Source organism: Micromonospora sp. CV4 (genome assembly GCF_003667455.1).
GTDB lineage: Bacteria > Actinomycetota > Actinomycetes > Mycobacteriales > Micromonosporaceae > Micromonospora.
Genome location: NZ_RCVI01000447.1, coordinates 1 through 7,043, shown reverse-complemented (window position 1 = coordinate 7,043; position 7,043 = coordinate 1). Strand labels below are relative to the sequence as shown.

General features: G+C 75.4%; 9 protein-coding genes and 1 pseudogene. 4 read left to right on the top strand and 6 right to left on the bottom strand.

What is annotated here, in order from left to right:
• A pseudogene (locus EAD98_RS30370) lies at nt 1-321 on the top strand (flagellar biosynthesis protein FlgA); the annotation flags it as partial.
• Nucleotides 322-386: 65 nt separating this feature from the next.
• On the opposite strand, the gene EAD98_RS30365 reads toward EAD98_RS30370, so the two are convergent.
• Nucleotides 387-569 carry a hypothetical protein gene (locus EAD98_RS30365; RefSeq protein ID WP_074316562.1) on the bottom strand — a complete coding sequence of 61 codons (183 nt, stop codon included), beginning with the start codon at nt 567-569 and terminating at the stop codon, nt 387-389.
• A gap of 104 nt (nt 570-673) precedes the next feature.
• On the opposite strand from EAD98_RS30365, the gene EAD98_RS30360 reads away from it, so the two are divergent.
• The gene (locus tag EAD98_RS30360) at nt 674-994 is read left to right on the top strand and encodes a hypothetical protein (protein WP_121657371.1); all 321 of its coding nucleotides are present in this window, start codon (nt 674-676) and stop codon (nt 992-994) included.
• An 18-nt stretch (nt 995-1,012) separates the two neighbouring features.
• Here EAD98_RS30360 and EAD98_RS30355 read toward each other — a convergent pair whose 3' ends face one another.
• Nucleotides 1,013-1,495: a DUF2231 domain-containing protein gene (locus tag EAD98_RS30355; RefSeq protein ID WP_121657370.1), complete on the bottom strand. Its 483-nt coding sequence runs from the start codon at nt 1,493-1,495 to the stop codon at nt 1,013-1,015.
• 196 nt (nt 1,496-1,691) lie between these two features.
• On the opposite strand from EAD98_RS30355, the gene EAD98_RS30350 reads away from it, so the two are divergent.
• Both EAD98_RS30350 and EAD98_RS30345 read left to right on the top strand, forming a co-directional pair.
• Complete coding sequence (locus EAD98_RS30350; RefSeq protein ID WP_121657369.1) at nt 1,692-2,120, top strand: Fur family transcriptional regulator; 429 nt, start codon at nt 1,692-1,694, stop codon at nt 2,118-2,120.
• 63 nt (nt 2,121-2,183) lie between these two features.
• Complete coding sequence (locus tag EAD98_RS30345) at nt 2,184-3,047, top strand: oxygenase MpaB family protein (protein ID WP_121657368.1); 864 nt, start codon at nt 2,184-2,186, stop codon at nt 3,045-3,047.
• A gap of 19 nt (nt 3,048-3,066) precedes the next feature.
• Here EAD98_RS30345 and EAD98_RS30340 read toward each other — a convergent pair whose 3' ends face one another.
• The 4 genes from EAD98_RS30340 to EAD98_RS30325 all read right to left on the bottom strand — a co-directional run bounded on the left by EAD98_RS30340 (nt 3,067) and on the right by EAD98_RS30325 (nt 6,800).
• The gene (locus tag EAD98_RS30340) at nt 3,067-3,987 is read right to left on the bottom strand and encodes a PD-(D/E)XK nuclease family protein (protein WP_121657367.1); all 921 of its coding nucleotides are present in this window, start codon (nt 3,985-3,987) and stop codon (nt 3,067-3,069) included.
• A 45-nt stretch (nt 3,988-4,032) separates the two neighbouring features.
• Nucleotides 4,033-4,647, bottom strand: coding sequence for a MarC family protein (locus EAD98_RS30335; RefSeq protein ID WP_089017854.1), 615 nt, complete (start codon nt 4,645-4,647; stop codon nt 4,033-4,035).
• A 40-nt stretch (nt 4,648-4,687) separates the two neighbouring features.
• Entirely contained in the window at nt 4,688-5,560 is an 873-nt protein-coding gene (locus EAD98_RS30330; protein ID WP_121657366.1) for a PHP domain-containing protein, read from the bottom strand.
• A 70-nt stretch (nt 5,561-5,630) separates the two neighbouring features.
• Nucleotides 5,631-6,800, bottom strand: a complete 1,170-nt coding sequence (locus EAD98_RS30325; RefSeq protein WP_233584037.1) for a hypothetical protein — start codon at nt 6,798-6,800, stop codon at nt 5,631-5,633.
• Nucleotides 6,801-7,043: the final 243 nt, after the last annotated feature.

The window sequence follows — 7,043 nt, the reverse complement described above, 5'->3', positions numbered from 1 at the left end:
GGCGCAACCACGGACGGGGCCTCGGCGTCCGGTCCGTTGCCGCTGCCCAGCGGCGCGGTCGGGGTGCCGGTCCGGTTGGCCGAGCCGGCCGCGCTGGCGGTGGTCCGACCCGGTGCCCGGGTCGACCTGCTCGCGGCGCCGCCGGGTGGGACGGGCGCCGAAGCCGCCCTGCTCGCCACCCGAGCGCTGGTGCTGGACGTGTTGGGTGCCGGCGCGACCGACGGGTCGTCGGCGCTCTACCTGGCGCTCCGCCCCGACCAGGCACAACGCGCGGTCGGGCTGCCGGAGGGCAGCCGGTTCGCCATCGTCGTCCGCGGTTGACCGGGCACGCCACCAGCGCCGCCCGCTTTCGACGCGGCGGCCAGGCCGACCGGACGGGAGCGGGATCAGCCCCAGTGCGGGGGGCGTTCGGCGAGCAGCCAGTCGTCGTTGCCGCCGGGCCGCTCGCCCCAGCCGCGGTCGGTGTCGTCGGCGGTCTGCTCGGGCAGCACCACGAAGTCTTCGCTCAGGTCGACGGTGCGGTCGTCGTCGCCGCGCGCGCCCTGCGTGCCGGGGTCCTCGGTGCTCACGAGCGGCAAGACTAGCGCAGCCGACGGCAGCGGACCGGTGGCGGACGGTGGCGCGCCGGCCAGAAACGACCGAGCCGCCGGCCGCGTTGGTAGCGTCGGACGGCGTGACGACCCCCAGCGGTGGCAGCACCCCGGACGACTACTGGCGGCGGCCCGGGACCGGCGGCGACGGAGCACCGGAGCAGGCCGCCGCCGCGCCCGCGAGCGGGTACGAGGGCCCGCCGCCGAGCGTGCCGCCGCCGGCGGGCTGGCGTCCACCCGTACACCTGGAGCCGGCGCCGCCCCGGCGGCTGCCGCCGCAGGACATGGCCGGCCTGGACGCGGCCGAGCAGCGCGCCCAGCGAATCACCTACGGCTTCGGCGCGGCGGTCGGCGTGGTGCTGGTGGTGCTGGTCTGCCTGCTCTGCTCGCGGGTGATCTTCTGACCACGCCGTGACCGACGGTCAGAGCGTGGTGCCCCAGACGGCCTCGGCGCCGGAGTGGCCGGTCAGGTAGACGTAGACCAGGGCTGCGATGGAGAGCGCGACGACCGCCACCCCCAGCACCGGGGTCACCAGCGCCGGCAACCGCGGCACCCGGGGATGCCCGCTGGTCGCCACCAGCAGCAGAACGGCCACGATCCCGAGCGGCACCACGATCCGGAACAGGATGTCGCCGTACCGGGAGTGCTCGAAGATCTGGTCGAGGATCGGGCCCTGGAAACCCCGGGCGACCAGCGCGTCGGTGAACGCCTCACCCGACTGGATCGCCACGAAGGCCGTCAGTGGCGCCGCCACGGCGAGGATGCCCACCGCCCAGTCCAGCCGGTGCCGCCAGCGCGGCAGCCCCACGTACGCGATGGCCAGCACCGCCAGCAGCGGCACGAACAGGACCACCGCGTGGACCACCAGGACGTGCACCGGCAGACCCTGGATCTCCTCGAACATCGACACCCTCCAGGTGGATCACGGTCACGGGTTGGCCAGCCTACGTTCGCCGGTCGCCCCGGGCTCTCGACCGGGAACACGCGCGGCGCCTCGATCGGGTTCACCGCGCCGCGATCCGGCCGCCGGCGGCTGTGTCCACGGCCACCCCGGCCGGACGCCGGTTGTCGGCACCCGTCGCGCGTGCTGTCATTGGCGCATGTCCGGTGCCGAGGAACTGCTGCGATCGAGGGGCCTGCGGGTCACCCGACCGCGCCTCGCGGTGCTCGACGTGCTGGCCGGCGGCGGCCACCTGGAGGTCGAGGAGATCACCCGGCAGGTCCGCGAACGCCTCGACTCGGTCTCCACCCAGGCGGTCTACGACGTGCTGGGGGCGCTGTCCCGGGCCGGGCTATCCCGCCGGATCGAGCCGGCCGGCAGTCCCGCCCGGTACGAGGCGCGCGCCGGCGACAACCACCACCACGTGGTCTGCCGGGGTTGCGGCGAGATCGCCGACATCGACTGCGCGGTGGGCAGCGCCCCCTGCCTGGCGCCGAGCGTCGCGCACGGCTTCGAGGTGGACGAGGCGGAAGTGACCTTCTGGGGTCTCTGCCCGGCCTGCCAGGCTCGCCGCTCCGCCGACAGCTGACCGGTTCCCGCGCTCCGGGCGGGGTGACCGGCGAGGTCGGCCGGGCCGTGGCACTCTTGGGCGGTGGACTCCGATGACCTCGGCCTTTTCGGTCCGGGTTCGGTCACGTGGAAAGTGCACGACGAGCCGATCCTGGTCGTAGCCGGCCTGCGCTCGCTCTACCTCCAGGCGTTGCACCCGCGGGCGATGGCCGGGGTCGCGCAGAACAGCAACTACCGCACCGACGCCTGGGGCCGCCTGGTGCGCACCGCCACCTACGTGGCCACCACCGTCTACGGGACCACCGCCGAGGCCGAGGCGGCCGGGGCCCGGCTGCGCCGGCTGCACGACCGGCTGCGGGCCACCGACCCGGACACCGGCGAGGAGTTCCGGATCGACGAGCCGGACCTGCTGCGCTGGGTGCACGTCGCCGAGGTCGAGTCGTTCCTCAGCACGGCCCGGCGGGCCGGTCTGCCGCTCACCGACGACGAGGTGGACGGCTACTACACCGAGCAGCGCCGCTCGGCCGCCCTGGTCGGCCTCGACCCGGCCACCGTCCCGGGCACCGCGAAAGAGGTGGCGGAGTACTACCGCGCGGTGCGGCCGGAGCTGCGGATGACCCGTGCGGCCGCCGAGACCGCGCTCCTGCTCACCGCCCCGCCGCTGCCGTGGAAGCTCAGCCTGCCGGCCCGGCTGGGGCTCACCCTCGGGCCACCACGCTGGGCGTACCTGGGGGTCGCCGGCACGGCGCTCGCGCTGTTGCCGGCGTGGGCTCGCCGGATGTACGGCGGGCTCGGGCTGCCCACCACCGCCCTGTCGGCGGACCTGACGCTGCGCACCCTGCGGTTGGCGCTCGGCGCGGTCCCCCGGCGCTACCGGGAGGGGCCGATCCTGCAGGCCGCCAAGCAGCGGGCCGAGCGCCTCACCGCCACCCCGCTGGCCGGTTGACCCGGCCCCGCCAGCGGCGTCAGCCCTCGGTGGGCCGGTCCACGGCCGCCCACGGCTCCTTGCCCGGCGTCTGCGCGCCGGTCGGGCAGTGCCGCCGGTAGTCGCACCAGCCGCAACGCGGGCCGGGCGCCACGGGGAACGCCTCGTCCGCGTCGCCGCCGTCGGCGACCGTCCGCTCGGCGGCCATGATGTCGCGGGCCGTCTCCTCGGCGCGGGTCAACTGGCGGGCCAGCGAATCGACGCTGTGGTCGTGGCCCGCGACCGTGCCGGTCGGCAGGTGGTGCAGCTCGACCCGCCGGCACGGGCGGCGGAACACGCGCTCGGCCGCGTACGCGTAGAGCGCCAGCGCCTGCGAGCCCCGGGCGTCGTCGGTGTCCAGCCCGGTGCGGCCGGTCTTGTAGTCCACGATGACCAGCTCCGGACCGTCCGGCCCAGGACGGGAGTCGATCCGGTCGGCCCGCCCGTTGAAGGCCAGCACGGCGGTCTTGACCGCCACCACCCGCTCCACGCCGAGCGGGTCGGCCTCCGGCTCCAGCGTCTCCACGTACGCCTCCAGCCAGCCCAACGCCCGCCGGTAGGCGGCCCGCTCCTGCTCGTCGTCGCGGTAGCCCTCGCGGACCCAGGTGCCCTTGAGCAGGGTGGCCAGCGTCTCGGGGCGGCGCCGGTCGGCGGGCAGCGCATACCAGTTCTTCAGGGCGTTGTGGACGCTGGCGCCGAGCGAGTTGTGCGCCCACGGCGGGCCCTTCGGCGGGGCCGGCCGGTCGACGTAGGAGTAGCGGTAGCGGCGCGGGCAGTCCGCGTACGCGCCGAGCTTGCTCGGGGTGCAGACAAACAGCCGCTCCGGCATGCCCTCGAAGCCGAGTTGCTCGGCGCCACCGGCGCGCTGCTGAGGGGCCCGGCCGCCGGCGGCCGGTCGTCCGGCTGAGGAGGATCGTCGCACGCCTGCGATCCTGCCACCCACCCCCGACAGCACGGGGGAGCCGGGTCAGGTCATGTTCACGTACTGCGTGACGAAGGCGGCCACCGCGTCCGCGATGAGCTGCACGGCGATGGCGGCCAGCAGCAGGCCGGCGATCCGGGTCAGCACCTCGATCCCGCCGGGCCGCAGGATCTTCACGATGCCGCCGGAGAAACGCAGCACGATCCAGACCGCGACCATCACGGCGAGGATCGCCGCGGCGATGGCGGTGAAGTCGCCCAGCCCGTCGGCCTGCTGGACGAAGAGCATGGTGGCGACGATGGCGCCGGGACCGGCCAGCAGCGGGGTGCCCAGGGGCACCAGGGCGATGTTCGAGGTGACCTGCTGGCTGGGGTCGTCGGCCTTGCCGGTCAGCAGTTCCAGGGCTACCAGCACCAGCAGCAGGCCGCCGGCGGCCTGCAGGGCGGGCAGGTCCACGTGCAGGTAGTCGAGCAGGGTCTGCCCGGCAACCGCGAAGATCACGATCACGCCGAGCGCCAGCGCGACGGCCTGCCAGGCCGCCCGGTTGCGGTCGCGGGCGGGCAGCGGGCCGGTCAGCGCGAGGAAGATCGGCATCATGCCCGGCGGGTCGGTGATCACCAGCAGGGTCACGAAAACCTCGCCGAACAGCTTCAGATCCACGTGATCAACCTAGCCGCGCCGTTGTGGGCCGCGACCCGGATCAGCCCGAAGCGACCTCGGTCACCCCCGCAGCGACGATCCGCTCGTACGCCTCGGCACTGGTGCTGAACGCGCCGAGCTGGACGGTCTTGTGCGTGCCGTGGAAGTCCGAGGAGCCGGTGACCAGCAGGCCCAGCTCGGCGGCGAGCCCCCGTACGTGCGCCCGCTCGGCCGGGCTGTGGTCCTCGTGGTCGGCCTCCAGGCCGGCCAGCCCGGCGGCGGCCAGCTCGGCGATCAGCTCGTCGGGCACCACCCGGCCGCGTCGGGTGGCGCGTGGATGAGCGAAGACCGGTACCCCGCCGGCCGCCCGGACCAGCCCGATCGCCCGGAACACGTCGATGTCCTCCTTGGGCAGCCGGTACTTTTCGCCCAGCCAGTCCGGGCCGAACGCCTCCCCGGTGCTGCCGACCAGGCCGGCCCGGATCAGCGCCTGCGCGATGTGGGGCCGGCCCACCGTGCCGCCGCCCGCGCCGGTCAGAATGTCGGGCCAGCTCACGTCGACGCCGTCGGCGCGCAGCAGCGCGACGATGCGTTCGCCCCGCTCCTCGCGGGCGGCCCGCACCCGGGCCAGCTCGGCGGCCAGCTCCGGGTGGTCCGGGTCGAACAGGTACGCCAGCAGGTGCAGCGGCACCGCCGGCTGTGCGCCCGACCACCGACAGGACAGCTCCGCGCCCCGGACCAGGCGCAGCCCGGGCGGTAGCGCCCGCACGGCCGGCGCCCAACCGGCGGTGGTGTCGTGGTCGGTGATCGCCAGCACGTCCAGCCCCGCCCGGGAGGCGGCGCGGACCAGTTCGCCCGGGCTCAGCGTGCCGTCGCTGGCCGTCGAGTGGGCGTGCAGGTCGATGCGCGGAGCGGGGCCGGTACGCGAGGTCATCAGCCGACGCTACCCAGCGCCATCCGGCCCCGTTCTGTCGAGGCCTGCCCGCTCACAACGGGTGCAGCGGTCAGGAGCCCGTCACCACGACCGGCCGGTTCCCCGGCTGCACGCCGGGCACCGGGACCGCCTGGGCCTGCTTTCCGGCCCGTACCCGTCCGACCTCGACCCGGACCAACTGGCCGGCGCCGTCGACGTAGGTGGCGTCCGAGTCGGTCTTCCAGGCGATCGCGCCGTTCGCGGGCGGCCCGGCCGGCACGACGGTCAGGTCCGGTCCGAGCTGGCGCAGGTCGACCAACAGTGCCTGGTCCGCCTTGCCGATCCGCCCGTTCACCAGCAGCCACCGGCCGTCCGTGGAGATACCGCCGACTCCGTCCTGGCTCAGCTGCGGGCCGCAACCGGTGCTGAGCCGCTTCAGGTCACGCTTCGGGTCCAGGACGGCCAGGCAGGTCCCGTCGGTGTCGCCGGCGGCGACCTGGCCGACCAGCCGTCCGTCGGGCAGCGGGCCGTAGACGCTCAGGGTGCTCCGGTCGGCTCCCACGGTCAGCTCGGCGCCCGGCCGCCAGAGGGCGTGGCCCGCGCGGTCCGGGTCGAGCCGGACCAGCACGCTGTCGCCGACGAACCGGACCGGTTCCGCGTCGGCGGGCAGGGCCGTACGCACCGGCCCGATGAGCTGGGTGCCGACCACCCCCGCCACCAGTAGGCCGGTGCCGTCGCGCCAGGCGACCTGGCGGCCGTCGGGTGCCACGACGATCGCGCCCGCCCCGGCCAGCAGCACCTGCACCAGCCCGTCGCGCTGCGCCACCCAGAGGGAACGGCCGGCGGCGGTCGGCGCTCCGACCACCAACCAACCGGCGCCGCCGGGCAGCAGGTGGGCGGCCTCGGCCGGCCCGACGCCGGGCAGCTCCAGCCGCGCACCCTGCGCGCTGACCAGCGTCCCGTTGACGAGCAGGTCGACGGACGTCCCGGGCGGAGGCGCCGGCGCAGCGGTGGCCGAGGGAATCGGTCGGGCCGACGGGTTCGGGTCACCGATCACGACGATGGGTGTGCCCTGCCCGCCGGAGCCGTCACCGAGCTGGGCCATGCCGGTGCTGACCAGCACGGTGGCGACAGCCGCGAGGGCGAGGCCACCGGCGGTGCGACGGCGCCGGATCCGGTTCGCCCGGCGGATGGCCTGGCCGGCCGGGTCGGCGCTCAGTGGGCGTGCGACGGCGACCTGGTGCGAGAGGGTCTCCCGCACCGCATCATCCAGGTCGTCAGGTCGCACGTGGTAGGGACGCGCCGGGCCGCCCGTCAGGTTGCCTGACCGGCTCGGGAATGCTTTCACCGCTGCTCTCCCGTGCCCGTGCCGACGGGCACCGCCGCCGGCTCGACGGGCAGCTCGACCGGCAGCTCGGCCGGGCGGGGCGCGGCCGGGCGCGGCAGGGTCGGGCCGGTGGTCGTCCGGGCTTGGCTGGGCGCGGCACGGCCGTTGGCCCTGCCC